The organism is Allobosea sp. LjRoot237, assembly GCF_964253285.1.
Classification (GTDB): Bacteria; Pseudomonadota; Alphaproteobacteria; order Rhizobiales; family Beijerinckiaceae; genus Allobosea.
Window position 1 is genome coordinate 903,528 of record NZ_CAXUQP020000001.1, and the last position, 25,211, is coordinate 928,738.

The window sequence follows — 25,211 nt, forward strand, 5'->3', positions numbered from 1 at the left end:
GGCAGCTTGTCTCAGGGTACCTGGCCAGGCTCGAGCGTGCCGTCCTTCTGCATGGTCCGCTGCAGGGCAGGGCGCTCGATCATCCGTTCCATATAGGCCTCGAACACCGGCAGGCGCGGCAGCACGCCGACGATGTTCATGCCGAAATGGATGCCGGCGCCGAGCTGGGTGTCGGCGGCGGTGAAGCGCTCGCCGGCTGCATAGGGATGCTCGCCGAGCTTCTTCGCGAGATTGGCGACCGTGTCGGCATGCGAGCCGAAGGAGAAGCCGCGCGCCTCGTATTTGAACTTGTGAATGGAGGTCGCGATGATCGGGTCGAGCACGGCGTCGGTATAGACCAGCGAGGTCAGGAAGGCTGGGCGGTCGGCATCGCCAACGGCCGGCGCCAGCCCGGCTTCCGGAAACTGCTCGGTGAGATAAAGGCAGATCGCGGCGCGCTCGGTGACGGTGGTGCCGTCATGGATGATCGCAGGCACCTTCTTGTGCGGCTGGATGGCGCGATAGCTTTCCGGCGGACCACCCTCGGCGCGGATATCGACGAGCTTCATCTCGTAGGGCTGGCCGAGCTCCTCGAGCAGCCAGAGGATCGAGAACGAGCGCGATTGCGGCGAATGATAGAAGGTCAGCATGGCGGCGTCCCTTTTGGCGTTTCCCTGACCGATGGGCGAGGCTGATAGGGGCTATGGATGTCAGGAGCTGTCAGGAGCGCAGCGCCCCTGCCTGACCGGCTTGGATCGAAACGCAGGTCAGTGCGGATTGCTCCACGCAGCCCGGTCACCTGGGTCAATTCCTGCGGGCCACGACAAAGGGACGGCTGTCCTTGCCCCGGCTGGCATGGCTTTCCGTGCTCACGATTTCGAAGCCTGTGGCGGCGATGAGATCGCTCAACTCCTGCGCCCGGAAGACGCCGGCATAGGGCGCCTTTCCAATCGCGCGCATCACCGGCAAGGCGAGCCGGATGAGAGGGCTCATGTCGCCGAGGCAGGGCGTCTTCGAGATGAACAGGCCGCCTGGCGCGAGCACGGCATGAATACTGTGCAGCGTGCCGGCGAGATCGCGGACCAGATGGAGATAGTTGAAGCCCAGGACCGCATCGAACTTTGCCGCCTCGGAGGCGAGCGCCTCCGCCGTCTCCGCGCGAAAGGCGAGCGTCGGGATGGGGTTCGCGGCGTGCTTCTCGTTGGCGATGGCGATCATTTCGGTGGAGAGGTCCGTCGCGAGATAGCTTGTGACGCCGCCCGCGAGCCGCAGTGCGGTCGTACCGGTACCGCAGCCCAGCTCCAGGATCCTGTCGTCCGGCTTCAACAGGGCGCGCGTCCGCTCCAGTGTGCGCTCATATCCGGCCTGATCCGAGATCGGTGACTTCGCATAGTTTCGTGAAGACCGGTCCCAGAAACGGGCGTCATTCGCCGTGCTCATGCCGTGTTCCCATTCTGCGCGGTGCTCGGCCTTGGAGCCGGTGTGGTTCGTGGCCCTCGGCTTGCGGGGCAGCTGCGAGGTGACACAGTCCTGTTGCCGAGAGATGACCTCATCGTTCAAGCAGGTTCAACCACCACCGGACGGCGCGGCTGAGCCGGGGTTGACCCCGCTTTGCCTCTTCCGGTTAAATCCCGGCGGGGGGCGTTGCAGGGATCGTCATGCTGCGCGCCATTATTCTGACTGCCACGCTTCTCGCTTTCGCTACGCCTGCGTCGGCCTATTCCAACTCGATCAGCCGCGGGCTCGCGGACTTCCTCAACATCTTCAGCGAACAGCCGGTGCCGCGCCAGGTCGTGGCCTGGAGCGGCAAGCAGGCGCCCGGCACGGTCGTGGTCTCGACCAGCCAGCGGCGGCTCTACTATGTGCTCGGACAGGGGCAGGCCATCCGCTACGGCGTCGGCGTCGGCCGGCAGGGCTTCAGCTGGTCCGGCACCAAGACCGTCACGCGCAAGCGCGAATGGCCGGATTGGCGTCCGCCCGCAGCGATGCTGAAGCGCCGGCCCGATCTGCCGCGCTATATGCCCGGCGGCATGGACAACCCGCTCGGCGCACGGGCGATCTATCTGGGGTCGAGCCTCTACCGCATCCACGGCTCGAACGAGCCCGACACGATCGGGGCTGCGGTCTCGTCGGGCTGCATCAGGATGACCAATCGCGACGTGACGGATCTCTATGATCGCGTCAGGCCCGGCACCAGGGTCGTCGTGCTGCGATGAGAAACGCCTGACTACCTGAGGCGCTTTCCGATCAGGCCGAACCGTCATTGCGAGCGCAGCGAAGCAATCCAGGGGGACGTAGAGCTCTGCCGCCCTGGATTGCTTCGTCGCTGTGCTCCTCGCAATGACGGTTTGTGCGATCCGCCCCGGCCGAAAGTCGCCTAGCTGTCGCTGTGGCCGCGGCGGATGCGCCGGACCATCAGCCAGACACCGATCAGCGCGACCGGCACGAACAGCGCGGTCGCGACGCCGATATCGACCGGCAGGTAGCCGGCATCCTTGGCGCCCTTGGCGAGATAGCCGAACAGGCTGACGACGTAATAGCCGATCGCCGCGACCGAGAGCCCCTCGACCGTCTGCTGCAGGCGCAATTGCAGCCGGGTCCGGTCGTTCATCGCCGTGAGCAGATCGCGGTTTTGCTGTTCGAGCGCGACGTCGACGCGGGTGCGCAAGAGGTTGGCGGCGCGGGCGAGCCGGCGCGACAAATCGAGCTGGCGCTGCTGCAGCATCTGGCAGGTGCGCATTGCCGGCGCCATCCGCCGCGACAGGAAGGCGGCGATGGTCGGCCAGCCGCCATGGGGCGTCTCGCCGATCGCCTCCAGCCGCTGGCCGACGATGCTGTCATAGGCGCGGCTGGCGCCGAAGCGGTAGTTCGACGAGGCGGCTTCCGATTCCATCGTCGCGGCGGTGGCGGTCATCTCGTCGAGCAGGGCGTTGTCGGCGTCGAGCCCGTCGGTCTGCGTCATCGTGCCGGCGATGTGCACCAGCGTCTCCTCGGTACGGCGTACGGAGGGGGCGAGGCGGTGCGCCTCCGGCAGGCCGAGCAGCGCGAGCACGCGATAGGTCTCGATCTCGAGCAATCGCTGCGCCAGGGCGCCAGCCCTTGCCGGGGTGAGTTCGCGGTCGAGGACGAGGATGCGCACGAAGCCGTCGGCTCCGGCGCGGAAGTCGGTCGCGATGATGGCCGCCTCGCCGTCGACAACCGAGGCCGCAAGGCTCGCCGCGTCGAAGAGTGTTTCCAGTTCGGGCGCAGCCTTCTCGGGCAGCAGATGCAGGTCGGCCGCCACCAGATGCGGCCCCGGCTGCGGCAGAGCGTGCATGCCGTGCGGCAGAACGGTACTCGCCGGCAGGAAGGGGGCCGCGCCGGGCGCGGGCAATTCCCAGGTGTAGGTGGTGAACTCGCTGTGCTGCTCCCAGCGCAGGCTGACGTCACTGAGCCGGGCGCGATGATGCTTGGCGCCCTCGGCCGGACCCGGAACGCCGCGCTCGGCGCAGAAGCGGGCGAGGGCCTCGCGATCGGCGGCCGCCTGCGCCTGATCGGTCATGAAGGCGAAGTGCAGCAATCGCTGTGGCGTCGCCAGCGGCGCGAAGGGGCGGGCATGGATTTCGCCGAGGATCGCGCCGCGCGACGGGTGCGCGACGAGCGGCTGAGCAACGCTCTCGGTCGTCTGGTCCATGCCGTCCTGCCCCTTTGCGCGCTCGCCCTTCGGCTTGTCCGCGCAGCTGGAAGCTTGCCGGAAAGCGAAGAGCGCGACGAGTCCGGCACGGTGTCGCAAGGGCAGTCGCCATCCGGCGCGGCACGTGACTCTCCTACCGAACGGGCGCGAACGCCGGACGATCACCGGCTCGCTTTGTGCCTGCGCTTGTCCGCGCTATTCTCGTCGATGTCAGCGGGAGCACGATAATGGGCTACGCCAAGCAGAAGCCACCTTACGACCCGGCTTCGGATTACGAGACTGACTTTTATCTCTGGAGCTACCAACAGGCCGAGCTGCTGCGCCAGCGCCGGTTTTCCGAACTCGACCTGCCGAACATCATCGAGGAGATCGAGAGCTTGGGCCGCAGCGACAAACGCGCTCTCACCTCGGCTTACCGCGTGCTGATGTGGCACTTGCTGAAGTGGCAGTACCAACCGCAGAAGCGGAGCGTTTCGTGGCAGGTCACGATTCGAGCCCAGCGAACGGAGATCGAGACGCTCGAAGACGAAAGCCCGTCCCTGGCAGCCAAGGCCGGCGAAATCGTATCGCGGAGCTATGCCAAGGCGCGCTCGGAAGCCGCAGAGGAAACCTCCTTGCCGCTCGCGACATTCCCCGAGAGCTGCGAGTACACGCTTGTGCAGTTGCGGGATTTCGACTGGTTGCCGGAGGCAACCGCCTGAAGACTGATGACGAGATTGGGCAGGGGTGCGGTTAGATTGCGCCCATGCCACTGCCCAATCGCATCCGTCCCGATGGTTCGCTCTTCGCCGATCCGGCGCGCGGCCTGCTGTTCGGCAATCGCGGCGGCAAGTTCCACGACCCGGCGACGCAGGCGCTGCCGACGCGTCTGTTTGCGACCAAGCAATGGATCTGCTGCGTGCTCTCGTTCAAGGGCCGGCAGCGCAACGTCTGGGGCCGCTACTACACCGAGCTGTTCTTCTGCGACGAGGTGACGGCGCTCGCCGCCGGGCACCGCCCTTGCGTCGAATGCCGGCGCGCCGAGGCGCATGCTTACCGGGCGGCGCTGGTCGCGGGGCTCGGCCTCGCCGAGGTGCCGCTCTTTCCGGTGATCGACGAGCGGCTCGATCGCGAACGGCGCGATGGCCGAACGAAGCGCTTGCACAAGCTGCCGGCCGCGAGTCTGCCGGATGGCGCGATGATCGCCACGCCGGAGGGCGAGTTCCTCGCCTTGCGCGAGGGTAAAGCCCTGCTCTGGTCGCCTTCCGGCTATGTCGCGAGTCGGAAGCGGCCGGCCGGTTTGGTGACTGCCGTCACCCCGCCGTCATCGCTGGCCGCGCTTGTGAACGGCTATCAACTGCTCTGGCACCCTACGGCCGCGGAACTGGCCTGAATCGCGATCTGCCCGCCTTGTCAGCGTGAAGCGCGACGTCGCAACGTCTCGCCTCGTGGCTCGCGGGCCGAGCCGATCCCGGGGGAGTTTCGATGTTGAAGATTGTTTTTGCGCTCGCTGTCGCGCTGGTCGGGTTCAGCGGCTTGCCGGCCATGGCCGGGGCGCTTCAGATTGCCGATGACGACCCCATCGCCGTGGTCACCGTGCCGGACGCCTGGACGACTGCGAAGATCAAGCGCGGCGTCGAGATCAAGACGCCGGACGACGAGATCTATCTCTGGTTCGAGCTGGTCGCGCCGGATCAGATCGAGACGCTGCAGAAGGAGCACAACGGCTATTTCGACAAGGAAGGCGTCACCATCACCGGCTCCTCCGAGACGATGAAGCAGGAGGTCAAGGGCAAGGCCTGGTCGTTCACTGAGCTCAAGGCCAAGAGCAAGGACGGCGATTCGCTCATCCGCTATGTCGCGATCAATCCGAATGTCCCGAGCGGCAAGATCATCATGATGACCTATTGGGCCTCGCTCGACGGCCACAAGACGCACGACGCCGCCATGAAGGGCATCATCGACAGCATCGCCTACAAATAAGATCCGCTTTGCGCGAGGAACCGCCGGCCGGCCGACGACGTTGTCCCGTCATCTTCATCCGATGACAATCAAGGGGTTAGCGCCGATGCGTTCGATCATTCTGTGGTTGGTAGGCGTTCCGATCCCGATCATCATCCTGCTCTGGTTCTTCATGCGCTGACAGGAACTGGTAGAAGGACTTGCTATGGCCGGGCTCGCCCGGCCATTCTTGTGTCGCGGGATGTCGTGCCGGCAGGGCGAAACGGCACCATCCCGCCTTCACCCATGTGCCGCGCTGCGAGTATAGCTTTCGCCCATGCAACCCATCATCCAGATATCCGACCTGTCGAAGACCTATGCCTCGGGCTTCCAGGCCTTGAAGAGCGTCACGCTCGACATCAGGCGCGGCGAGATCTTCGCCCTGCTCGGGCCGAACGGCGCCGGCAAGACGACGCTGATCAGCATCGTCTGCGGCATCGTCAATCCGAGCACCGGCAAGGTCCTCGCCGACGGCCACGACATCATCGGCGACTATCGCGCCGCCCGCAGCCAGATCGGCCTCGTGCCGCAGGAGCTGACCACCGACGCCTTCGAGACGGTCTGGGCGACGGTGTCGTTCAGCCGCGGCCTGTTCGGCAAGCCGAAGAACCCGGCCATCGTCGAGCAGGTGCTGCGCGATCTCTCGCTCTGGGACAAGCGCGACAGCAAGATCATGACGCTGTCGGGTGGCATGAAGCGGCGCGTGCTGATCGCCAAGGCGCTGGCGCACGAGCCGCAGATCCTGTTCCTTGATGAGCCCACCGCCGGCGTCGACGTCGAGCTCCGGCAGGACATGTGGAAGCTGGTGCGGCGCCTGCGCGATAGCGGCGTCACCATCATCCTGACCACGCACTACATCGAGGAGGCCGAGGAGATGGCCGACCGGGTCGGCGTGATCAGCAAGGGCGAGATCATCCTGGTCGAGGAGAAGGCCGAGCTGATGCGCAAGCTCGGCCAGAAGCAGCTCACCTTGCACCTGCAGACGCGGCTGGACGCGGTGCCCGAGGCCTTGGCCGGCTACGGCCTGACACTCCAGGCCGAGGGCGAGGAACTCGTCTACACCTACGACACCAAGGCCGAGCGCACCGGCATCACCGCCCTGATGAAGGATCTCGCCGACGCCGGCATCCGCTTCAGCGACCTGCGCACCAGCCAGTCCTCGCTCGAGGACATCTTCGTCGGCCTGCTGAGGGCGAACGCATGAACCTGCACGCAATCAAGGCGATCTACCGCTTCGAGATGGCCCGCACCTGGCGCACGCCGCTGCAGAGCATCCTCTCGCCGGTGATCTCGACCTCGCTCTATTTTGTCGTCTTCGGCGCGGCGATCGGCTCGCATATGGGCGCGATCGATGGCGTGCCCTATGGCGCCTTCATCGTGCCCGGCCTGATCATGCTCTCGCTCTTGACGCAGAGCATCGCCAACGCCTCATTCGCGATCTATTTCCCGAAATTCGTCGGCACGATCTTCGAATTGCTCTCGGCGCCGGTCGCCTGGTGGGAGGCGGTCTTCGCCTATGTCGCGGCGGCCGCGACGAAATCGGTGATCCTGGGATTGATCATCCTCGCCACCGCCTTCCTGTTCGTGCCGCTGAAGATCGAGCATCCGATCTGGATGCTGCTCTTCCTGATCCTGACGGCGGCGACCTTCAGCCTGTTCGGCTTCATCATCGGCGTCTGGGCAGACGGGTTCGAGAAGCTGCAGGCGATTCCGCTCCTGATCATCACGCCGCTGACCTTCCTCGGCGGCTCGTTCTACTCGATCGACATGCTGCCGCCGTTCTGGCGGGCGGTGACGCTGGCGAACCCGGTCGTCTACCTGATCAGCGGCTTCCGCTGGAGCTTCAACGGCGTCGCCGATGTCGGCATCGCTGTCAGCCTGGCCATGACGCTGGTCTTCCTCGCCGCCTGCATCGCGGTGATCGCCTGGATCTTCAAGACCGGCTACCGGCTGAAGAACTGAGACGCCGCTCGCTCCGGGCGACGCGTATCAGCTTGCGCTGCGCGTCGCGGTCCAGTTGCCGCCTCCCTCACGCGAGCCGGTGATCTGATTGTTCTCGACCTTGCCGGTGTAGCGGCGGCCAGCGGCGGTGAAGACGATCTCGGCGCCGTTCATCTTCGCCTCGCTGATCGGGACCCGCTTGCCGCCGCTGGTCAGCGTACCGGTCAGCATCTGATACTTCTGGGTCAGCCGCAGTTCGCCATCGGGAAGACGCCAGGTTCCGGCGACCTTGGCCGGGACGACCCATTTGTGCGCGCGGCAGAAGGAGGCGCAGTTCTCCGCCAATGCGACGCTCTCGTCAGATTCCCAGTCGTCCATGGTGAAGCTGTTCGAGACGACGCGCGTGCCCGGCTTCATGTTCAGGATGGTGGGTCGGAGCTTGACGTTGAGCTCGGGCAGCAGGAACAGCGTCAGGACGGTGGCGTCGGAGAAGTCGGTCTCGAAGATGTCACCCTGTCGGAAGGTCGCGCGCTCGGTCACGCCCTCCCTCTGGGCATTGCGCTGCGAGAGCGCGACCATATCGGGGTTATATTCGATGCCGAGCGCGCGGATGCCACGCTTGGCGGCTGTGATGACGGTGCGTCCGTCGCCCGAGCCGAGGTCGATAACGTAATCCGCCGGCGTCGCACCGGCCATGTTCAGCATCGTGTCTACCAGGGTCTGCTGCGTCGGCACCCAGACAACATCCTTGCCGGCCTGGCCGGATTTCGGCTCGTAGGCTTCGCTTGCAGGCGCTGTGGTCGGGGCGGTCGACGGCGAGCTCGCGGTCTGCGCGAGGGCCAGCCCGAGCGACAGCAGCGATACCGCGCACGCGGCGGTGAGGGAGCGGAGCGGCTTCATCGTCATCGTCGGTTCCTTTCGCGGGTTGATCAATCGGCTGCCGGCGCGGGGCGAAGCTGGCGAGGGCGGTGGTCGGGCAGGGCCGGATCGGGCGAGCGGCGCTGGAAGAACAGGATCGGCACGCCGATGGCGACGACCGCGACGCCGACGAGAGTGCCCTTGCCGGTGTAGGCGAGGCTCGCGTGCAGCATGTACGCGCAGGTCAGGCAGAACAGGATCGGCGTCAGCGGGTAGAGCGGCACGCGGAAGGGCAGCACCCTGTCGGGCTCGCGCCAGCGCAGGATGAACAGGGCGACACCGACGAGCAGCAGGAAGGCCCAGAACACCGGCGCGGTATAGTCGACCATCGCCTGGAAGCCGTCGCGGGTCGCCGAGCCGAGCAGGACGAGCAGCAGCGCCACGATTGCCTGCAGGATCAGGCCGTTGGCCGGCGTGCGGCCACGCGCGTCCCACTCCGCGACGCGCGGCAGAAGCGTCAGGTCACGCGCCATGGCGTAGTAGACCCGTGCACCGGTGAAGATCGTGGCGTTGAGCGTCGAAAACGCGGCGGCGACGATGGCGACGCTGACGAGCAGCGCTCCTTCTTCGCCTGCCACCTGCCGCATCATGTCGGCGGCGACGGCCTCGGAGCGACGTAGCCCGTCCAGGCCGAGAATTTGCAGCAAAGCGAGATTGGCGAAAACATAGAGCGCAGTGATGACGAGCGTGCCGATGACCAGGACCCGCGCGATCTTGCGTGGGGCGTCGCGCAATTCGCCCGAGAGATAGGCCGCCTCGTTCCAGCCGCCATAGGTGAGCAGCACGAAGATCATCGCCATGCCGAGTGCGGCCGTCTGTGACGGGGCCGCCGCCTCCGGCTGGGACATCGGCGGCTCGGCACCAGCGAACAGGCCGAACAGGATGATGGCGGCGATGGCGCCGACCTCGACGACGGTGACAGCGATCTGCAGTGTCTTGCTCTGCAGCGTGCCGACGACGTTGAGGCCGGTGAGCAGCACGATCGCCAGGCTGGCGTAGATCGCGGTGCCGTGCCGGCCGAGCGGCTGGAGTTGCGAGGCGTAATCGCCGAGTACGAAGGCGACCGCCGCTATCGCTCCAGTCTGGATCACCGAGCCGCGCGCCCAGCCGAACAGCATGGCGACTGGTCGCCCATAGGCTCGCGACAGGAAATGATATTCTCCCCCGGCATGGGGATGGGCTGCGGCGAGCTCGGCGTAGCAGAGCGCGCCGATCAACGTGACGAAACCGCCGAAGGCCCATAGCGCGATGAAGGCGGAGTTGCTTTCGACATTGCTCGCGACGAGCGACGGTGTCTTGAAGATCCCGATACCGACGACGATGCCGACCATGATGGTGACGGCATCGAGCACGGAGAGGATCGGCTGCGGTTCGGATCGATTTTCGCGCGACATTGGTCCTCCGACGGTCGTCGCCGGGATGTTGCGACGAGGAATGTGACGAGAGCCGGGAGGCGACACCTCGTCACGGACCGGATTCCGATAGAGTCTGCTCGCGATCCTTCACGGTCGTGCGAGCTGCCTGCTTATTGGGCACGGAGCGTCTCCCGAAGCGCAGGCCGATAGGCGCGGCTGCGATCGGTCGCTCCGGCAGGTCGGTTCAGGCGGCCTTGACCTGGCCGAAGAAGGTCGCCACCGCGCCGCGCAGCGCTTCCGCCTCGCGCGCCAGGTTCTCGGCGGTGCGCAGCGTATCGGACGCCGCGCCGGTCGCTTCGCCGGAGGCCGCGGCGAGGCTATCGAGCGCCAGGGTCGCAGTCGCAGCACCGTCGGCAGTCGCCTGGGCACTGCGGGCGATTTCCGAGGTGGTGCTCTTCTGCTGCTCGGTCGCAGCGGCGATGGCAGTGGTGTGCTGCGAGACTTCGGTGATCGTCGCGGCGATCGCGCCGATTGCCTCCACAGCACCCGTGGCCTCGCCGCGGAAGGCCCCGATCTGGCTGGCGATGCTGTTCGTCGCCTCCGCGGTGCGGCTCGCCAGTGTCTTGACCTCGGTGGCGACGACGGCGAAGCCGCGCCCGGCCTCACCGGCTCGGGCAGCCTCGATCGTCGCATTGAGCGCGAGCAGGTTGGTCTGCTCGGCGATGTCGCGGATCAGGTCGATGACGCTGCCGATGCGCTCCGAGGCGCGGGCGAGACCATCGACGCGCTGGCTCACGTCGCGTGCCTCTTGCGCGGCGCCGCTGACCATGGCGCTCGCCCGGATCACACGGTCGGCGATCTCGGCGATTGAATTCGACAGTTCCTCGGCCGCCACCGCGACTTGCTGGACCTTGTCGGAGGCGTCCTGGGAGGCGTTCTGCGCTCCGTCGATCTGCACGGTTCGGGCGCTGGCGATCTCGTTCACGATCCGCGCCGTGCCCTCCAGCGTGTGGGCGCCGGTCTCGACGGTTTCGAGAGCATCGGCGAGCCTGGCATCGAAGGCGGCGACGATTTCGGCGATCCGCTGCTGGCGCGCGGCGCGTCCGGCTTCGTTGCGCGCGGCGGCGGCTTCTAGGGCCTCACGAGCGAGGGCGTTGTCGCGGAAGACCTCGACCGCCCGCGCCATGTCGCCGATCTCGTCCTGGCGGCGCACGAGCGGAACGGTCGTGACGGGCTCGGCCGCCGCCAGGCTGCGCATTGTCGTCGCGAGCCTGCGCAGCGGGCGGGAGACGCGGCGATACACGACCAGGACGGTGAGGCCGAGACCGGTCAGGATCGAGAGGGCGCCGACGCCGATCTGCAGGTTGACGCTGTCGCGCTGCATCGCTTCGAGCCTGGCGTCGAGCGCAGCGCTTCGCCCGTCATAGCTGCCCGCGATGCGCTTCAGCGTCTCGTTGAGCGCCTTGCGATTATCGCGATTGGCATCGTCATTGCCGGCTACACGTGCCGCCGCCGTAGCGCCCTGCCGCCCGAGTCGGACGATGTCGCGCCGGAAGCGGATGAATTCTCGAATGCGGGCTTTGAGGGTTTCGAAGTCGGCGCGCTCCTGCTCCTCGACCAGCGGCTGCCATTCGGCCATCAGCAGGTCGATCTCGGCGAGGCTCTGCAGCAGCGGCGGCGCGAAGCGCTCTGCTCCGATGGCGCCCTCGCTCATATAGATGCCACGCGATTCCATCACGACGGCGTTCACCAGCCCGTTGATCCGCTCGGCGAGGGCGGAGCGGTGCGTGACCGACTGCATCTCGTCGGTCATCGCGGCATAGCGGCTAAGGCTATAGATCCCGAGGCTGATAGCGATCGCGGCGGCTATGACGAGAAGCGATATCGCGGCGAGGATCTGGCTCGAGATGGTGCGCAGCGTGGCCATCTGTGTCGCGAATCGGGAGCCGCGGCTTTGTCACGGTGCGCGGCAGGGAACCCAGCAGCGATGTACGCGCAGCTTGGTTAAATTAGCGTTGGAGGGCTCGTGATGCGCGGGCGGCGATCCCGGGATGACGGTTCGCCCGATTGACTTGCGCGGCGCATCCTGTCTTCACCACGCCATGACCGATCTCTCCATGCTCGACAACCCGGCTGAGGCCGCGGCGCCCCATGCGCGCCGGCGTACCTTCGCCATCATCTCGCACCCGGACGCGGGCAAGACCACGCTGACCGAGAAGCTGCTCTATTTCGGCGGCGCCATCCAGCTCGCCGGCGAGGTCCGCGCCAAGGCCGGTCGGCGCCAGACCTCCTCCGACTGGATGAAGATCGAGCGCCAGCGCGGCATCTCGGTCGTCACCTCGGTGATGACCTTCGAATATGACGGGCGCGTCTTCAACCTGCTCGACACGCCGGGCCACGAGGACTTCTCGGAAGACACCTATCGCACGCTGACCGCCGTCGACTCGGCCGTGATGGTGATCGACGCCGCCAAGGGCATCGAGGCGCGCACCAAGAAGCTGTTCGAGGTCTGCCGTCTCCGAGACATCCCGATCGTCACCTTCATCAACAAGGTCGATCGCGAGACGCGCGATCCCTTCGACCTGCTCAACGAGATCGAGACGACGCTGGCGCTCGACGTCGCGCCGATGACCTGGCCGGTCGGGCGCGGGCGGGAGTTCGTCGGCACGCTCGACCTCGCCAGCAACACGCTGCGCCGTAACCAGAAGGGCGACGAGAGCGATGCCGGCCAGAGGGTTGACGGCGAGGACGACAAGCTCTTCGACGAGCTCCTGCCCAACGGCGCCGTCGATACCTTCCGCGAGGAGGTCTTCCTGGCGCGTGAGGGCTGCAAGCCCTTCGATCTCGAGGCTTTCCGCGAGGGCCATCTGACGCCGGTCTATTTCGGCGCGGCGCTGCGCGACTATGGCGTGCGTGACCTGATCGACGCGCTCGGGCGGCTGGCACCGAGCCCGCGCGCGCAGCAGGCGGACAAGCGGACGATCGAGGCGGGCGAGCCGAAGATGACCGGCTTCGTCTTCAAGATCCAGGCGAACATGGACCCGAACCACCGCGACCGCATCGCCTTCATGCGGGTCTGCTCGGGCAAGCTCTCGCGCGGCATGAAGGCCAGGCTGGTGCGGACCGGCAAGCCGCTGCCGCTGAACGCGCCGCAATTCTTCTTCGCCCGCGACCGCTCGATCGCCGAAGAGGCCTATGCCGGCGACATCGTCGGCCTGCCGAACCATGGCACGCTGCGCATCGGCGACACGCTGACCGAAGGCGAGGACATCGTCTTCCGCGGCGTGCCGAGTTTCGCGCCGGAAATCCTGCGCCGCGTCAAGCTCAAGGACGCGATGAAGGCGAAGAAGCTGCGCGAGGCGCTGCAGCAGATGGCGGAGGAAGGCGTAGTCCAGCTCTTCCTGCCGCATGACGGCGCGCCTGCGATCGTCGGCGTCGTCGGCGCACTGCAGCTCGACGTGCTCAAGGAGCGGATGGAGGCGGAATATTCCCTCCCGGTCGATTTCGAACCCTGCCAGTTCGCGATCGCGCGTTGGATCTCGAGCGACGACAAGGCGGCCTTGCAGAAATTCGTCGGCGCCAAGCCATCTTCGATGGCGGACGACCTCGATGGCGATCCGGTTTTCATGGCCTCGTCGCAGTTCACCCTGAAATACGACGCCGAGCGCGCGCCGGAGATCAGCTTCTCCGATGTGAAGGACTATCAGAAGGTGGCGGGGGCCTGAGGATAGCGGCCAGTGGGCAGCATGGAAATGCGCATCGTTTGATGCTACATTTGATGCGCACCGGAGGCACGCCTGATGCGGACGACCGTAACGCTGGACGATGAGCTCCTCGAGAAGGCCCAGTTCTATACAGGCATCACCGAACGATCGGTGCTGCTGCGCGAGGCGCTGACTGCGTTGGTCCAGCGCGAAGCTGCGCGAAGAGCCATCAAGCTGGGCGGCTCCGATCCCAATGCGGTTGCGGCGCCGCGCAGGCGTCAGCCTGCAGCGTGATCCTGCTCGACACGTCGGTGTGGATCGACCATCTGCGGCGCAGCGAACCGCGTCTGGTCGCAGCGCTGTCGGAAGAGGGTGTCCTGATCCATCCATTCGTGACGGCCGAGGTGGCGCTCGGTTCGATCGCACGGCGCAATACCGTGATAGCTGTACTTGATGCGCTTCCCCAGGCACCGGTCGCGACACATGGCGAAGTCATGCGCCTGATCGAGCATGAGCGTCTGCATGGGCTCGGCATCGGCTATGTCGATGCTCACCTCCTGGCGTCCGCACGTCTTGCAGGTGCTGCGATCTGGACCCGCGATAGGCGGCTGCAAGCGGCGGGCGAACGGCTCGGCGTCGCCGCGGTTCCCGAGGGCTGAGCCTCAGCCCTGCCAGCGGCTCAGCGCCTCGGCGATGGTGCGATTGCCGGCGCCACCCTTCTCGAAGGTGATGATGCCGCGCCGGCCGGAGGTGAAGCGCACCGGGAGGTCGATCCAGTTGCGGTTGCGCAGCAGGTCGAGATTGCGCTCGGCCTCGACCGGGACGTTCGACAGGGCCGCGACGAACAGGTTCTCGCCCAGTGCCGAGGAGATGGCTGAGAGCGGCGCGCCGCGCTCGCCCTCTTCGAGCTTGAACTGCGGCACGCCGACTTCGCGGATCGCGTCGTTCGCCGCCTCGCCGGTGGTGGTGAAGCGCATGCCGATGATGTGCGAAGCCGGGAAGGCCGTATCGGTGTTGCGCCGGATGGTGAAGTCGAGCGAGAGCCCGGCATCCGCGATCTCGATGGTGCCGCGGACGATGGTTTCGACCGGCTGGCCGGGCCCCGTGATGTCGCTGTCGAGCCGCCAGAGGACGCGGCCCTGCACGGTGCGCGGCTGCTGTGGTGCGTCCGGCACCTCGATGTAGAGGATGGCGCGCTGGGCGACGGCGATGTCGCCGCCGGGCTGGGCGCCCGCCTGCTGGTTCGGGCGCTGGCCGGTTTGCGGGGTCGGCGTCGGTGTCGATTCGCCTCCGGCGCGCTCGCTGATCTTGCCGGCCTGGTCCTGCTGCGCCGGCGGCGCCTGAGCCTCCACGCGCTGCCGGACCGGCTGGTCCTGCGGGGCGATCTTGTTGACGTAATAGGCCGAGCCGGCGATCACGGCGACGGCAAGCGCGACGCCGCCGCCGACGATGGCAGTGCGGACATGGCCGGGGTCGACGCTGCGCTTGCGCGGCGGCGCGACGCGCGGTCGGAGCGGTTGCGCATCATCTTGCGATGCCGACCGCTCGTCGAAGCGCGGCATCTCCTGCGGCGCAGCCTGGCGCGGCTTCGGCTCGGACTGGGGACGTGCGGGAGGCGCAGCGGAGATGGGCGCCGGCTCGTCCGCCGGCAAGGGCGGCAGGCTCGGCTCGATTGCCTCGGCGAGCGCGATCTCCGCCTCGATGCGCGACACCGCTTCATCGAGCGAGAGCCGCTCGCGGGTGATGTCGGCTTCGGAGAGCGGCGGGTCGAGGCTGCGCAATTGCCCGAGCAGCGCCGTGCGCGCCCGGTCGTAGACGGAGCGGCGCGCTTCCGGCGACTTGTCGGTCAGTCCGGCGATCGCACGCGCCAGAATGGGGTGGAAATCGGCCATTGGCCTCACATGTCCGCGTTGTTCGGGTCCGTCAACCCTCGAACGGGTTCTGGACCAGGATCGTATCGTCGCGCTCCGGGCTGGTGGAGAGCACCGAGACGGAGGCGCCGATCAGTTCCTCGATGCGGCGGACGTATTTGATCGCCTGCGCCGGCAGCTCGGCCCAGGAGCGGGCGCCGGCGGTCGAGCCTTCCCAGCCCTCGATCACCTCGTAGATCGGCTCGACCCGGGCCTGGTCGCTCTGGCCGGCCGGCAGATGCTCGATGATCTCGCCATTGAGCCTGTAGCCGGTGCAGACCTTGATCTCCTTGAAGCCGTCGAGGATGTCGAGCTTGGTCAGGGCGATGCCGTCGATGCCGGAGGTCTTGACCGTCTGGCGCACCAGGCAGGCGTCGAACCAGCCGCAGCGGCGCTTGCGGCCGGTGACGACGCCGAACTCCTTGCCCTTCTGGCCGATCAGTTCGCCGATCTCGTCGAAGAGCTCGGTCGGGAAGGGGCCTTCGCCGACGCGGGTGGTGTAGGCCTTGGCGATGCCCAGGACATAGCCGACGGCGGAGGGGCCGAGGCCGGAGCCGGTCGCGGCCTGGCCGGCGACGATGTTCGAGGAGGTCACGAAGGGGTAGGTGCCGTGGTCGACGTCGAGCAGCGCGCCCTGCGCGCCCTCGAACAGGATGCGCTTGCCGGCGCGGCGCTCAGCATCGAGCAGGGCCCAGACGGTGTCGGCATAGGGCAAGACCTCGGGGGCGATCGCGATGAGCTGCTTCAGCAGTTCGCCGCCGTCGACTTCGGCGATGCCGAGCCCGCGCCGCAATGCGTTGTGGTGGGCGAGCAGGCGCTCGATCTTGGCCTTCAGGACCGCCTCGTCCTTGAGGTCGATGACGCGGATGGCGCGCCGGCCGACCTTGTCCTCATAGGCCGGGCCGATGCCGCGCTTGGTGGTGCCGATCTTCAGCGCCGAGTTCGAGGTCTCGCGGAAATGGTCGAGCTCGCGGTGCAGCGGCAGGATCAGGGTCGCATTGTCGGCGATGCGCAGGTTCTCAGGGCTGATCGCGACGCCCTGCGCGCGCAACCGGGCGATCTCCTCGACCAGGTGCCAGGGATCGACGACGACGCCGTTGCCGATCACCGAGAGCTTGCCCGGGCGCACGATGCCGGAAGGCAGCAGCGAGAGCTTGTAGACGGTGCCGTCGATGACGAGGGTATGGCCGGCATTGTGGCCGCCCTGGAAGCGCACCACCACATCGGCCTGGCTCGACAGCCAGTCGACGATCTTGCCCTTGCCCTCGTCGCCCCACTGGGCGCCGACCACGACCACGTTCGCCATGGTGGTGATTCCCTCTCGCTGACTTACAGGGCCAGCGCGAACTCCCATCGCCCGATCGGGATCGGTCGATTTCGGAAACCACGCTGACGCAAGCGCCCGCACGAACAAAAACCCCGGCGCAAGGCCGGGGTTTCGGGTGGGTCCTTGCAAGCCCTCTTCGGCCAAGAGCATGGCGAGGTCAAGGCTGACGGCGGCAAAGCCGGAGAAAGAATTTTTCGGGACGCTGTCGATTCAGCCGTTTCTGCTTCGACGCCTGGGCAGAAGGGCAGCGCAGCGCTGCTCGGCGAATCCCAGGAGAAGCAGCATGCGCAAGCTCGTCGTCACCCAGTACATCTCGCTCGACGGGGTCATCGAGGACCCGGTCGGCATGGAGAACTCCGGCCTCGGCGACTGGACTGGACCGTTCACGCGGGGCCCGGAAGGCGAGCGGCTGAAGCAGGAAGAGCTCGATGCCGCCGACTCGCTTCTGCTCGGGCGCAGGACCTACGAGGCCTTCGCCGCGGTCTGGCCGCATGTGACCGGCAGCCCTTTCGCCGACCAGATCAACGCGCTGCCGAAGCATCTCGCCTCGACGACGCTGACGAAGGCCGAGTGGCAGGGAACTTCGATCCTGGCGGGCGACGCCCTCGCCGCCATTTCTGCGCTGAAGGAAGAGCCCGGCCGCGACATCCTGGTCTATGGCAGCCTCAAGCTCGTCCATGGCCTGCAGCGCGCCGGGCTGGTCGATGCCTACAACCTGATGGTCTATCCGGTCGCGCTCGGCGCCGGCGGGCGGCTCTTCGCCGATGGCGCGCGCAGCAATCTTGCGCTGGCCGGGGCAAAGACCCTGGGTGAAGGCATCCAGTGGCTGCGCTACGAGGTCAGGCACTGACGGGCAGAGCAGCCCTGCGGCCGCCGTAGTTGCAGGCAGGCGCAGGGAGGATTAACCCGGCGCCAGCAACCTTGCGAGACCGAAGCCGATGCAGCCGATCGCCATTTCCGTCCTCACCGTCTGCGGGATCGAGGAACTGCCGGCGCAGAGCGCGCGCAAGGTCAGCCATGTGCTGTCGCTGCTCGATCCCGATCTGCCGGAGCTCGAGTCCTTCGCGGCCTACAATGCCCATGAGCGGGTGACGCTGCGCTTCCATGACATCATCACGCCGCAAGAAGGCCGCGTGCATCCGACGGAAGCTCATGTCGCCGAGATCCTCGACTTCGGCGCCAGCTTGCGCGAGACGGCATTGAAGCGGCAGGAGGGGCATCTGCTCGTCCATTGCCATATGGGCATCTCGCGCTCGACCGCGGCGATGCTGTCCTTGATGGCGCAGGTCCATGCCGATGAAAGCGAGGACGCCCTGTTCGCGCGCCTGCGCGCCATCCGCCCGCAGGCCTGGCCGAACTCGGTGATGATCGGTTTTGCCGACACGCAATTGAAGCGTGGCGGCCGGCTCACCGCGGCGCTTTGCCGGCATTATGCCCATCAGCTCGAGGCGCAGCCGCGCTATCGCCAGTGGATGGCCGATCTCGGCCGCGGCGCCGAAGTCGCGATGGCGGGCTGAACGCTTTCCCCAACCTCCAGCTCGTCACCCCTCCGATCTGCCGTCAGTCTCCTGGAGCATGGCCGTTTTGCCGTGTTTGCAGAATGACTTGGCCGCGATCGGCCGTATGAGGTTGGTGGGGGCGGCGAACGGCACTGGCATGAGCCGTGCTTGCAAAAGAACGCCGCAGGCTGGGGAACGACAATCATGACGAAGCTCGACGACTGGCTCGGCGCGCACCACGCCGAGTTCACGGCGATCCGCCGCGACATCCACGCCCATCCCGAGCTCGGCCTCGAGGAACATCGCACGGCCAAGCTCGTCGCCGACAAGCTGCGCGAATGGGGCGTCGAGGTCACCGAGAATGTCGGCCAGACCGGCGTCGTCGGCGTGATCCGCGGCAATCAACCGGGCCAGCGCGCCATCGGCCTGCGCGCCGACATGGACTGTCTTGCGCTGGAGGAGCTGACCGAGCTGCCGCATGCCTCGAAGTTCCCCGGCCGCATGCATGCCTGCGGCCATGACGGCCACACCACCATGCTGCTCGCGGCCGCCCGCTATCTCGCCGAGAACCGGGATTTCGGCGGCACCGTCAACCTGATCTTCCAGCCGGCCGAGGAAGGCCGCGGCGGTGCCAACGCCATGCTCGCCGACGGGCTGTTCGAGCGCTTCCCCTGCGATGCCATCTATGGATTGCACAATACGCCCGGTCAGCCGGCGTCGAGCTTCGGCACGGCCGTCGGTCCCTTCCTGGCGTCGGCGGATTCCTGGCGGGTGACCTTCCACGGCGTCGGCGGCCATGGCGGCTCACAGCCGCATCGCTCGACCGACATCACCTATGCGCAGGCGCATTTCGTGCTCGGGCTGCAGGGCATCGTCGGCCGCAATGTCGCGCCGCTCGACACGGCCGTGATCAGCGTCGGCTTCATCCATGGCGGCGACGTGAACGCCTCGAACGTCATCCCCTCCGAACTCGTCATCGGCGGCACGGCGCGGACCTATTCCAAGGAGGTGCGCGATCTGATCGAGCGGCGCATCGCCGAGCTGGCGGCGGCGACGGCGCAGGCCTGGGGCTGCGAGGCGCAGGCCCATTATCACCGCGGCACCAGCCCGCTGGTGAACGCCGCCGAACAGGTGAAGGTCGCGGTAGCGGCGGCATCCACTGCCGTCGGGCCGGAGCATGTCAACGGTCAGATGCTGCGCGGCACGGGCGGCGAGGATTTCGCCGAGATGATGCTGGTCTGCCCCGGAGCCTTCATGCGCATCGGCAACGGCGTCGAGGCCGACGGCTCGTTCAAGGGGCTGCACACCCCGCTCTACGACTTCAACGACGAGATCATCCCGGCTGGCGTGCGCTACTGGGTCGGCCTGGTCGAACAGGAGCTCGGCCAGGGCTGGCAGGCGATCGCGGCGGAGTAGGTCGTCGGGTGCGAGGAACCCCTCCCCCTTGTGGGGAGGGGCAGGGGTGGGGGTCGTAAAGCCGGAACGATCGGTAGAACCTGGTGGCGCGGTCGCTACTGCCGGCTTCCTATTTCTGACGCCGGTCACCAAGCGGCACCACCCCCATCTCCAGCCCTTCCCCACAAGGGGGAAGGGAGGAGCTTGGGCGACGAACCTTGCGCAGAGGAATTCCGAAAGGGCCGGCGTCCTATCGCCGCGGCTGGTCGAAGACGACCTCGCGATCACCCGGATACTTGATCCGGTAGGCGAGGCGGATCTCCTTCTGCGCGCCCGGCGCGAGCTCGAAGCTCCAGGCCGAGACGCCGCGCTTGTCGCCGATCTGTTTTTCGGTCGGCGGCGTGCTCTGCGACAGGAGCTCGACCGTGATCGCGCTGTTCTCCGAGAACGGCACGCGCTCGATCACGGTGAGCTTGACCGGCTGGGCGTGCAGGCTCTTCACCACCGTCCTGAACTCGCGCTGGTCGGTCCGCGTCGAGCCGAGCCAGCCGGAATCGTTCTCGCGCCGGCGCACCGGCACGCGCGTCACCTTGAGGCGGTCGTCGGCGCCGAAGCCGAGCTCGACCTTGTCACCCGGCGCGACCTGTCCGAGACGCCCCTTGCCGATATAGGCGCCGTCGCGGTGGAGAAAGACCTCGCCGGCAAGCAGCGGCGCCTCGTCCTCATGATTGAAGCTCGCCTCGAGATAGGCCTTCTCCTCGAGCTCCGGCGTGGCGCGGGCGGAGAGCTCCGGCTTGATCTTGGCTTGCGTTAGAACCACCGCCTTGCTGGAGCCATCCTGCGGGATGCTGACCCGGCCCGGCACCTTGAAGCTCGCCTGATAGGCGCCGGCCGTCACGGTCGCGGTCTGGACCTCGGCGCGCTGCTGTTCGGCTTCCTTGGGCGCGGGGGCGACGACCGCATCGACGTCCGGCGCGGCGCCGAGAGGCGCTGCCGGTCGCGCTGTCGCCGGGGCGCTGCGCCGCGCCCGCTCCTCATAGACCACTGGCGGCTCGTAGAAGGCGATGCGCAACGGGTTGAGGTCCGGGGCGCGGGTGCCCTGGGCCGAACGCGTCGTCGAGAGTTCGACGGCGACCTCGTTCCAGTCCTCGCCGGTGCGCTGGCGCAGGTCGGCGCGGCGGGTGAAGGCGATCTCGGCGGCGTCATTGGCATTGCCGGTGGTCAGCCGCGCCTCGTAGACCGGCAGCCAGCTCGCGCCGGAGACCCGGTAGCTGACCGAGATGTCGGCCGCGACCGGCGCCTTCGCCTCGACGGCGATGGCGACGTCGCGCCTGGGCTGGCTGGCGCGCGGTGCCTGCGGCCTTGCCCTCTCCAGCGCGGCGATCTCGGCGTCGAGATCGGAAATGCGGTTGCGTAAGCCGAGCAGTTCGCCCTGGACTTTGACCAGCGCGGTGCCGATCGCGTCGAACACCGCCGGCCAGTCGCTGACGGGGAGGACCTTGCCGCCTTCGCCGAGCCTGTCCGGACCGACCTTGCCGAAATTCTCGATGGTGGCGCGCTTGGCCTCGATCGCGCTGATCTCGCCGGCGAGCCTGGCCTTCTCGCCCTGGAGTGCCCGGATCTTGCCTTCGAGCACTTGGTCGAGGGCGGGACGGGCGTCGCCCGGGACTTGGCGGACATCGACCGCACCGATCGCGAAGGCGCCGTCGCCTTGCGCCTCGACGCGGATCGAGGCCGGATCGACGCTGGCAGGCAGGCCGCGCAGCACGATCTGCGAGGCGCCCTGCAGCAGCGCAGCCTTGCCGAGACGCGTCACCACTGCGCCATCCGGATAGACGGTGACGCGATCGATCTTCGAGGCGAACTCGATCTCGGCGGCGCCAGCGAGGCTCGGCGCGAAAATCAAGGCTGCGGCCAGTCCGGTCTTCATCATGCTGTCCCCCGACAAATCAAAGCAGCCGCGATTTGCCCGGTGGATTTCGGCGCGGCGAGGGCGGAATTGGGCCGGAAGGTGGAACGGCGCCGCAAGGGCGCAATCACCGCCCGGCGACGATGGCTGGCCCTTGCCGCTGCCAGCGCGGTTTTCGCTACGTCAGGGGCGGAGTGGCGTATGCGCGATATCCCCTCGCCCTTGCAGATTCCTCTGCGAGATCGGACGAGGCGCTGGAACCCCTCCCCCTTGTGGGGAGGGGCAGGGGTGGGGGTCGCAAAGCCGGAGCGATTGGCTGAACCAAACGGCGCCGCCGCCGCTGCCAAGCCTCGTTTCCTGCCGACGATCACCAGGCGGCACCACCCCCAACCCCAACCCTTCCTCACAAGGGGGAAGGGAGGAGCTCAGGCGACCGGCCCTTTCGCAGAGAATCCGCAGGGGGAGAAGAGGGGTGGCGGCTCGCCAGGTGCTCAGCTCCGCAGCCCCGGCGCCTCCTGGCCGGTGCTGGCGACGTATTCGGTGTAGCCGCCGCCGTAATTGTGGACGCCGTCCGGGGTCAGCTCGAGCACGCGGTTGGAGAGCGCCGCCAGGAAATGGCGGTCGTGGCTGACGAACAGCATGGTGCCCTCATATTGCGCGAGCGCCGTGATCAGCATCTCCTTGGTGGCGATGTCGAGATGGTTGGTCGGCTCGTCGAGCACGAGGAAGTTCGGCGGGTCGTAGAGCATCTTGGCCATGACCAGCCGCGCCTTCTCGCCGCCCGAGAGGAAGCGGCAGCGCTTCTCGACATCGTCGCCGGAGAAGCCGAAGCAGCCGGCGAGCGCGCGCAGCGAGCCTTGCCCGGCCTGCGGGAACGAGCCTTCGAGCGATTGAAAGACGGTTTCGTCGCCGTTGAGCAGCTCCATGGCGTGCTGGGCGAAATAGCCCATCTTGACGGTGCCGCCGACAACGACCGTGCCTTCGTTCGGCTGCGTGGCGCCGGCGATCAGCTTCAAGAGCGTCGACTTGCCGGCGCCGTTCACCCCCATCACGCACCAGCGCTCCTTGCGCCGGACCTGGAAGTCCAGCCCCTCATAGATCGTGCGGCTGCCATAGCGGACATGCACATTCTTGAGCGTCGCGACATCCTCGCCCGAGCGCGGCGCCGGCTGGAACTCGAACTGCACGGTCTGGCGGCGCTTGGGCGGCTCGACGCGCTCGATCTTGTCGAGCTTCTTGACGCGGCTCTGGACCTGCGCCGCATGCGAGGCGCGGGCCTTGAAGCGCTCGATGAAGGCGACCTCCTTGGCGAGCATCGCCTGCTGTCGCTCGAACTGCGCCTGCTGCTGCTTTTCGGCGAGGGCTCGCTGCTGTTGGTAGAACTCGTAGTCGCCGGAATAGCTGGTCAGCGTGCCGCCATCGATCTCGACGATCTTGCCGACGATGCGGTTCATGAACTCGCGGTCGTGCGAGGTCATCAGCAGCGCGCCGTCATAGCCCTTGAGGAAGCTTTCAAGCCAGATCAGGCTTTCGAGGTCGAGATGGTTGCTCGGCTCGTCGAGCAGCATGGCGTCGGGCCGCATCAGGAGGATGCGGGCGAGGGCGACGCGCATCTTCCAGCCGCCGGAGAGTGCGCCGACATCACCCTCCATCATCTCCTGGCTGAAGCCGAGGCCATCAAGCACCTCGCGGGCGCGGCCGTCGAGCGCATAGCCGTCGAGTTCCTCGAAGCGCCCCTGCACCTCGCCATAGCGGGTGATCAGATCGTCCATCTCGTCGGCGCGATCGGGATCGCCCAGCGCAGTCTCGAGCTCCTTCAGCTCGGCCGCGATGGCGCTGACCGGGCCGGCGCCATCCATCACCTCGGAGACGGCACTGCGGCCGGCCATATCGCCGACATCCTGGCTGAAATAGCCGATGGTGATGCCGCGATCGACCGAGACCTGGCCCTCATCCGGGGCTTCCTCGCCGGTGATCAGCCGGAACAGGGTGGTCTTGCCGGCGCCGTTGGGGCCGACGAGGCCGACCTTCTCGCCCTTCTGCAGCGCCGCCGAGGCCTCGATGAAGATGATCTGCTGGCCGTTCTGCTTGCCGATGCTTTCGAGGCGAATCATGATGTCCGGAACGCTGGAGATGTGAGGTTGCCGCGGACTTACAGGGCTGGCGGCGCCTGTGGAAGCCCAGGCGGTGCCCGGGCACTTTTCGATCAGCTTGGATCGCTGAAACCGTCATTGCGAGGAGCGTAGCGACGAAGCAATCCAGGGGGACGTAGAGCTCTGCCGCCCCTGGATTGCTTCGCTACGCTCGCAATGACGGTTTAATCCGGCGATTATGAAATCTTCGCGCTGCGCGCGACTATGGCGGTGATCGTCTCGAACAGCTCCCGTTTCGCCTCCTCGGCGCCGACCTCGCCGGTCGCGGCGGCATGCGACAACGCCTCGGCGGCACCGAGCATGGCGCGCAGGCCAGCGGTCGTGATCGTCCTGCCGCCAGCGAAGGGCGCGAGCAGGCTCCGGCAGCGCTCCAAAAAGATCACATCGCAGTCGCGCTTGACCGCGGCGAGCTCGGGCGAGCCCGCCAAAGCGGCGACGACACCTGGAATCTCGCGGCCCTGGGTCAGGACGCAGTCGACATAGGACGAGGCGATTGCCCCGGCCTTGCCGGCAAGGCTCGCCTCGCTGTTATCGAGCGCGGCCTCCATGATCGCGTACTCGCGCGCGTCGAAGTCGCGATAGAGCGCGATCAGCAGGCCGCTGCGGGTGGTGAAGTGATCGTAGACCACCGGCTTGGTGACGCCAGCCCGCTTGGCGAGGCGGCCGAGCGTCAGGGCGTCGGTGCTTTCCTCGCCGACGATCCGCCAGGCGGTCGCGATGAGCTGGCGCTGGCGATCTTCGCGCGTCAGGCGCTGACGGCGCGGCCGTTCGGTATCGAGGCTTGACATATCTTATGTACCAAAAGTAACTTACGATAAGTATATAACGATCATCATCCGATCGCAATCAACCCAGGAGACATCGCATGCATGCCCTCGTCGTCGTCGCCCATCCCGATTCCGCCTCCCTCAGCCATGCCGTGGCGCAGGCGCTGGCCGACGGCGTTTCCGGCGCCGGCCATAGTGTCGAGATCGCCGATCTCGCCAAGGAGGGGTTCGATCCGCGCTTCTCGCTGAAGGATCTTGCCGTCCACCGCCGCGAGATCGCCCAGCCCGCCGACATCGCCTTCGAGCAGGCCAGGGTCGACCGGGCCGATGCGCTGGTGCTGGTCTATCCGATCTACTGGTGGTCGATGCCGGCACTGATGAAAGGCTGGATCGACCGCGTCTTCGCCAATGGCTGGGCCTATGAGGAGCTCGCGGACATGAAGACGGTCAAGAAGCTGGAGCACCTGCCGGTCCATCTCGTCGCACTCGCCGGCGCCGACATGCGCACCTTCGCCCGCCATGGCTATTTCGGCGCGATGAAGACGCAGATCGACCACGGCATCTTCGGCTATTGCGGCGCGCCGGTCGTCACCTCCGAATTCCTGGTGCCGGTGCCGGAGATGTCGGAACATCTCGACACGGCGCGCGCGCTCGGCGGCAAGGTGTTCACGCGAGCGAACAGGGCCGCCGAGGCCGCCTGA

General features: G+C 67.0%; 24 protein-coding genes. 13 read left to right on the plus strand and 11 right to left on the minus strand.

All coding sequences use genetic code 11. The annotated features are described in order from the left end of the window. Positions 1-11: 11 nt before the first annotated feature. Both ACSQ24_RS04290 and ACSQ24_RS04295 read right to left on the minus strand, forming a co-directional pair. A complete protein-coding gene (locus ACSQ24_RS04290; protein ID WP_436093489.1) occupies positions 12-629 on the minus strand; it encodes a glutathione S-transferase family protein in 618 nt (205 codons plus the stop codon). 154 nt (positions 630-783) lie between these two features. Next, positions 784-1,419, minus strand: coding sequence for a class I SAM-dependent methyltransferase (locus ACSQ24_RS04295; RefSeq protein ID WP_436097820.1), 636 nt, complete (start codon positions 1,417-1,419; stop codon positions 784-786). A gap of 218 nt (positions 1,420-1,637) precedes the next feature. Between ACSQ24_RS04295 and ACSQ24_RS04300 the strand changes: the two genes are divergently transcribed. Then, positions 1,638-2,195, plus strand: coding sequence for a L,D-transpeptidase (locus tag ACSQ24_RS04300; RefSeq protein WP_436093490.1), 558 nt, complete (start codon positions 1,638-1,640; stop codon positions 2,193-2,195). 161 nt (positions 2,196-2,356) lie between these two features. On the opposite strand, the gene ACSQ24_RS04305 is transcribed toward ACSQ24_RS04300, so the two are convergent. Further along, positions 2,357-3,652: a DUF3422 family protein gene (locus tag ACSQ24_RS04305; protein ID WP_436093491.1), complete on the minus strand. Its 1,296-nt coding sequence runs from the start codon at positions 3,650-3,652 to the stop codon at positions 2,357-2,359. 227 nt (positions 3,653-3,879) lie between these two features. On the opposite strand from ACSQ24_RS04305, the gene ACSQ24_RS04310 reads away from it, so the two are divergent. The 5 genes from ACSQ24_RS04310 to ACSQ24_RS04330 all read left to right on the plus strand — a co-directional run bounded on the left by ACSQ24_RS04310 (position 3,880) and on the right by ACSQ24_RS04330 (position 7,594). Continuing rightward, positions 3,880-4,353, plus strand: coding sequence for a DUF29 domain-containing protein (locus ACSQ24_RS04310; protein ID WP_436093492.1), 474 nt, complete (start codon positions 3,880-3,882; stop codon positions 4,351-4,353). 44 nt (positions 4,354-4,397) lie between these two features. Then, entirely contained in the window at positions 4,398-5,024 is a 627-nt protein-coding gene (locus ACSQ24_RS04315) for a hypothetical protein (RefSeq protein ID WP_436093493.1), read from the plus strand. Between the two features lie 92 nt (positions 5,025-5,116). Next, positions 5,117-5,614, plus strand: a complete 498-nt coding sequence (locus ACSQ24_RS04320; RefSeq protein WP_436093494.1) for a hypothetical protein — start codon at positions 5,117-5,119, stop codon at positions 5,612-5,614. Positions 5,615-5,909: 295 nt separating this feature from the next. After that, positions 5,910-6,836, plus strand: coding sequence for an ABC transporter ATP-binding protein (locus tag ACSQ24_RS04325; RefSeq protein WP_436093495.1), 927 nt, complete (start codon positions 5,910-5,912; stop codon positions 6,834-6,836). Then, entirely contained in the window at positions 6,833-7,594 is a 762-nt protein-coding gene (locus ACSQ24_RS04330) for an ABC transporter permease (protein ID WP_436093496.1), read from the plus strand. The genes ACSQ24_RS04325 and ACSQ24_RS04330 overlap by 4 nt, the downstream gene beginning before the upstream one ends. Positions 7,595-7,621: 27 nt before the next feature. Here ACSQ24_RS04330 and ACSQ24_RS04335 read toward each other — a convergent pair whose 3' ends face one another. The 3 genes from ACSQ24_RS04335 to ACSQ24_RS04345 all read right to left on the minus strand — a co-directional run bounded on the left by ACSQ24_RS04335 (position 7,622) and on the right by ACSQ24_RS04345 (position 11,773). Next, on the minus strand, positions 7,622-8,479 hold the full coding sequence (locus ACSQ24_RS04335; protein ID WP_436093497.1) for a class I SAM-dependent methyltransferase: 858 nt from the start codon (positions 8,477-8,479) through the stop codon (positions 7,622-7,624). A 23-nt stretch (positions 8,480-8,502) separates the two neighbouring features. Further along, complete coding sequence (locus tag ACSQ24_RS04340) at positions 8,503-9,885, minus strand: APC family permease (protein ID WP_436093498.1); 1,383 nt, start codon at positions 9,883-9,885, stop codon at positions 8,503-8,505. 205 nt (positions 9,886-10,090) lie between these two features. Then, the gene (locus tag ACSQ24_RS04345) at positions 10,091-11,773 is read right to left on the minus strand and encodes a methyl-accepting chemotaxis protein (RefSeq protein WP_436093499.1); all 1,683 of its coding nucleotides are present in this window, start codon (positions 11,771-11,773) and stop codon (positions 10,091-10,093) included. A 175-nt stretch (positions 11,774-11,948) separates the two neighbouring features. Between ACSQ24_RS04345 and ACSQ24_RS04350 the strand changes: the two genes are divergently transcribed. The 3 genes from ACSQ24_RS04350 (at position 11,949) to ACSQ24_RS04360 (ending at position 14,209) form a co-directional block, all read left to right on the plus strand. Next, complete coding sequence (locus ACSQ24_RS04350; protein WP_436093500.1) at positions 11,949-13,571, plus strand: peptide chain release factor 3; 1,623 nt, start codon at positions 11,949-11,951, stop codon at positions 13,569-13,571. Between the two features lie 75 nt (positions 13,572-13,646). Next, entirely contained in the window at positions 13,647-13,844 is a 198-nt protein-coding gene (locus ACSQ24_RS04355) for a type II toxin-antitoxin system VapB family antitoxin (protein WP_436093501.1), read from the plus strand. Further along, positions 13,841-14,209 (plus strand): type II toxin-antitoxin system VapC family toxin, encoded by a 369-nt coding sequence (locus ACSQ24_RS04360; protein WP_436093502.1) that lies wholly within the window; start codon positions 13,841-13,843, stop codon positions 14,207-14,209. The genes ACSQ24_RS04355 and ACSQ24_RS04360 overlap by 4 nt, the downstream gene beginning before the upstream one ends. A gap of 3 nt (positions 14,210-14,212) precedes the next feature. Here ACSQ24_RS04360 and ACSQ24_RS04365 read toward each other — a convergent pair whose 3' ends face one another. Together ACSQ24_RS04365 and ACSQ24_RS04370 are read right to left on the minus strand one after the other, a co-directional pair. After that, a complete protein-coding gene (locus tag ACSQ24_RS04365) occupies positions 14,213-15,442 on the minus strand; it encodes a histidine kinase (protein WP_436093503.1) in 1,230 nt (409 codons plus the stop codon). Positions 15,443-15,473: 31 nt separating this feature from the next. Next, the gene (locus ACSQ24_RS04370) at positions 15,474-16,766 is read right to left on the minus strand and encodes an adenylosuccinate synthase (RefSeq protein ID WP_436093504.1); all 1,293 of its coding nucleotides are present in this window, start codon (positions 16,764-16,766) and stop codon (positions 15,474-15,476) included. Between the two features lie 304 nt (positions 16,767-17,070). Between ACSQ24_RS04370 and ACSQ24_RS04375 the strand changes: the two genes are divergently transcribed. The 3 genes from ACSQ24_RS04375 to ACSQ24_RS04385 all read left to right on the plus strand — a co-directional run bounded on the left by ACSQ24_RS04375 (position 17,071) and on the right by ACSQ24_RS04385 (position 19,702). Beyond that, the gene (locus tag ACSQ24_RS04375; protein WP_436093505.1) at positions 17,071-17,637 is read left to right on the plus strand and encodes a dihydrofolate reductase family protein; all 567 of its coding nucleotides are present in this window, start codon (positions 17,071-17,073) and stop codon (positions 17,635-17,637) included. A gap of 88 nt (positions 17,638-17,725) precedes the next feature. After that, positions 17,726-18,304, plus strand: a complete 579-nt coding sequence (locus ACSQ24_RS04380; RefSeq protein ID WP_436093506.1) for a tyrosine phosphatase family protein — start codon at positions 17,726-17,728, stop codon at positions 18,302-18,304. A 186-nt stretch (positions 18,305-18,490) separates the two neighbouring features. Beyond that, positions 18,491-19,702, plus strand: coding sequence for a M20 aminoacylase family protein (locus ACSQ24_RS04385; protein ID WP_436093507.1), 1,212 nt, complete (start codon positions 18,491-18,493; stop codon positions 19,700-19,702). A 229-nt stretch (positions 19,703-19,931) separates the two neighbouring features. Here the strand turns inward: ACSQ24_RS04385 and ACSQ24_RS04390 are convergent, their stop codons facing one another. From ACSQ24_RS04390 to ACSQ24_RS04400, 3 genes are all read right to left on the minus strand, one after another. After that, the gene (locus ACSQ24_RS04390) at positions 19,932-21,611 is read right to left on the minus strand and encodes a mucoidy inhibitor MuiA family protein (protein WP_436093508.1); all 1,680 of its coding nucleotides are present in this window, start codon (positions 21,609-21,611) and stop codon (positions 19,932-19,934) included. A 470-nt stretch (positions 21,612-22,081) separates the two neighbouring features. After that, positions 22,082-23,704: an ABC-F family ATP-binding cassette domain-containing protein gene (locus ACSQ24_RS04395; RefSeq protein ID WP_436093509.1), complete on the minus strand. Its 1,623-nt coding sequence runs from the start codon at positions 23,702-23,704 to the stop codon at positions 22,082-22,084. Positions 23,705-23,919: 215 nt separating this feature from the next. Beyond that, positions 23,920-24,531, minus strand: coding sequence for a TetR/AcrR family transcriptional regulator (locus ACSQ24_RS04400; protein ID WP_436093510.1), 612 nt, complete (start codon positions 24,529-24,531; stop codon positions 23,920-23,922). A 77-nt stretch (positions 24,532-24,608) separates the two neighbouring features. Between ACSQ24_RS04400 and ACSQ24_RS04405 the strand changes: the two genes are divergently transcribed. Further along, on the plus strand, positions 24,609-25,211 hold the full coding sequence (locus ACSQ24_RS04405; protein WP_436093511.1) for an NAD(P)H-dependent oxidoreductase: 603 nt from the start codon (positions 24,609-24,611) through the stop codon (positions 25,209-25,211).

Bases quoted from the DNA above. Each gene is read 5' to 3' on its own strand.
- ACSQ24_RS04290 (WP_436093489.1), bottom strand. From the start codon at position 629: ATGCTGACCTTCTATCATTCGCCGCAATCGCGCTCGTTCTCGATCCTC.
- ACSQ24_RS04295 (WP_436097820.1), bottom strand. From the start codon at position 1,419: ATGAGCACGGCGAATGACGCCCGTTTCTGGGACCGGTCTTCACGAAAC.
- ACSQ24_RS04300 (WP_436093490.1), top strand. From the start codon at position 1,638: ATGCTGCGCGCCATTATTCTGACTGCCACGCTTCTCGCTTTCGCTACG.
- ACSQ24_RS04305 (WP_436093491.1), bottom strand. From the start codon at position 3,652: ATGGACCAGACGACCGAGAGCGTTGCTCAGCCGCTCGTCGCGCACCCG.
- ACSQ24_RS04310 (WP_436093492.1), top strand. From the start codon at position 3,880: ATGGGCTACGCCAAGCAGAAGCCACCTTACGACCCGGCTTCGGATTAC.
- ACSQ24_RS04315 (WP_436093493.1), top strand. From the start codon at position 4,398: ATGCCACTGCCCAATCGCATCCGTCCCGATGGTTCGCTCTTCGCCGAT.
- ACSQ24_RS04320 (WP_436093494.1), top strand. From the start codon at position 5,117: ATGTTGAAGATTGTTTTTGCGCTCGCTGTCGCGCTGGTCGGGTTCAGC.
- ACSQ24_RS04325 (WP_436093495.1), top strand. From the start codon at position 5,910: ATGCAACCCATCATCCAGATATCCGACCTGTCGAAGACCTATGCCTCG.
- ACSQ24_RS04330 (WP_436093496.1), top strand. From the start codon at position 6,833: ATGAACCTGCACGCAATCAAGGCGATCTACCGCTTCGAGATGGCCCGC.
- ACSQ24_RS04335 (WP_436093497.1), bottom strand. From the start codon at position 8,479: ATGACGATGAAGCCGCTCCGCTCCCTCACCGCCGCGTGCGCGGTATCG.
- ACSQ24_RS04340 (WP_436093498.1), bottom strand. From the start codon at position 9,885: ATGTCGCGCGAAAATCGATCCGAACCGCAGCCGATCCTCTCCGTGCTC.
- ACSQ24_RS04345 (WP_436093499.1), bottom strand. From the start codon at position 11,773: ATGGCCACGCTGCGCACCATCTCGAGCCAGATCCTCGCCGCGATATCG.
- ACSQ24_RS04350 (WP_436093500.1), top strand. From the start codon at position 11,949: ATGACCGATCTCTCCATGCTCGACAACCCGGCTGAGGCCGCGGCGCCC.
- ACSQ24_RS04355 (WP_436093501.1), top strand. From the start codon at position 13,647: ATGCGGACGACCGTAACGCTGGACGATGAGCTCCTCGAGAAGGCCCAG.
- ACSQ24_RS04365 (WP_436093503.1), bottom strand. From the start codon at position 15,442: ATGGCCGATTTCCACCCCATTCTGGCGCGTGCGATCGCCGGACTGACC.
- ACSQ24_RS04370 (WP_436093504.1), bottom strand. From the start codon at position 16,766: ATGGCGAACGTGGTCGTGGTCGGCGCCCAGTGGGGCGACGAGGGCAAG.
- ACSQ24_RS04375 (WP_436093505.1), top strand. From the start codon at position 17,071: ATGCGCAAGCTCGTCGTCACCCAGTACATCTCGCTCGACGGGGTCATC.
- ACSQ24_RS04380 (WP_436093506.1), top strand. From the start codon at position 17,726: ATGCAGCCGATCGCCATTTCCGTCCTCACCGTCTGCGGGATCGAGGAA.
- ACSQ24_RS04385 (WP_436093507.1), top strand. From the start codon at position 18,491: ATGACGAAGCTCGACGACTGGCTCGGCGCGCACCACGCCGAGTTCACG.
- ACSQ24_RS04390 (WP_436093508.1), bottom strand. From the start codon at position 21,611: ATGAAGACCGGACTGGCCGCAGCCTTGATTTTCGCGCCGAGCCTCGCT.
- ACSQ24_RS04395 (WP_436093509.1), bottom strand. From the start codon at position 23,704: ATGATTCGCCTCGAAAGCATCGGCAAGCAGAACGGCCAGCAGATCATC.
- ACSQ24_RS04400 (WP_436093510.1), bottom strand. From the start codon at position 24,531: ATGTCAAGCCTCGATACCGAACGGCCGCGCCGTCAGCGCCTGACGCGC.
- ACSQ24_RS04405 (WP_436093511.1), top strand. From the start codon at position 24,609: ATGCATGCCCTCGTCGTCGTCGCCCATCCCGATTCCGCCTCCCTCAGC.